We start from the raw sequence: 1,139 nt of genomic DNA, 5'->3' as shown, positions 1-1,139 counted from the left end.
TACAACGCGCGACGCCATCATGCCGAAGCCGAAACGCGCTTTAACGCACGCTACTGCGATTTGGATACCTTACTGGCCGAGTCCGACTTTCTCTGCGTTACCCTGCCGTTGACCGAAGAAACACGACATCTGATCAGCCATGAACAACTGGCGAAAATGAAATCCAGCGCCATTTTGATCAACATCGGTCGCGGCGCGGTGGTGGATGAAACCGCATTAGTCGAAGCCCTCAGCAACGGCACTATTCATGCTGCCGGTCTGGATGTGTTCGTTCAGGAACCGTTGCCGGTTGACTCCCCGTTGCTGAAGCTGCCCAATGTCGTTGCGCTGCCGCATATCGGTTCTGCCACTCACGAAACGCGTTACGGCATGGCCGCCTGTGCCGTTGACAATCTGATCGCCGCATTAACGGGCGACGTTAAAGAAAACTGCGTCAACCCACAGGTGCTTAAATAGCTTATTGCGCGCCAACGCTCTCTCGCTGGCGCGCTCATTACGCGTTAAGGTGCTGTTCCCCCTAGTCCGCGACCCGGCAATGTCTGGCAAAATTTACCGTTGACCGGCGGCGCTGCCGTCGGGAAAACATCATCTGGGGTCACGTAAACCCGACTGGTCGCAACAAACCCGTCCTTGAACGTGGCTTCCACGAATGTCGCTTGCCAGCCTGCGTGCTGTGAATTCAGCGCAAGGTTTACCGGCCCATGGTTGGGAAGTGCCACCTTGGTTCCCTGATAGTGAATATCACAGGCATAGCGGAAATCGCGTGCTTCAGGGTTGTTTGCCGTCCAGCGTTTTACCGTAACGGGTTTTTCAGAGAATGTGACACTAAGCGCATCGTCCTTGAGTGTGACACTGAGTTGCGGCAGTGGCTTATTTTTCAGAAAACGATTTACAAAAGTAATCAACGTGCGTTCAACGTGTTTTAAAATACCGTTATGGCTGGTGTTGGGGACCACGCGCAGAGATTTCGCCCCCGGCAGCGCGTCATAATAAAAACGTGCGTTATCGGGTGCATAGAAATCATCACCGCTGGCATTGACGATGTATTTTGCTTTATTGAGCTGTGCAGACTGGCCCGCGGCTAAATATTGCATGGGGTCTTCGATTTTCATCAACGCCTGGAATTCCGGGGTATTGAT

Annotated in this window: 2 protein-coding genes; one reads left to right on the top strand and one right to left on the bottom strand. The window is 53.1% G+C overall.

Annotated elements, in window-relative coordinates; all coding sequences use genetic code 11:
* The coding region (locus J5224_RS29190) for an NAD(P)-dependent oxidoreductase (RefSeq protein ID WP_319802507.1) at positions 1-456 on the top strand (456 nt) is incomplete at its 5' end.
* A gap of 44 nt (positions 457-500) precedes the next feature.
* On the opposite strand, the gene J5224_RS29185 is transcribed toward J5224_RS29190, so the two are convergent.
* Positions 501-1,139: PhoPQ-activated protein PqaA family protein (locus J5224_RS29185; RefSeq protein ID WP_264628571.1), on the bottom strand; the 639-nt coding region annotated here is incomplete at its 5' end.

It is taken from the genome of Candidatus Symbiopectobacterium sp. NZEC135 (genome assembly GCF_025962695.1).
Note: the sequence above shows the minus strand (reverse complement) of the source record. Positions and strands in the feature narration are given on the sequence as shown.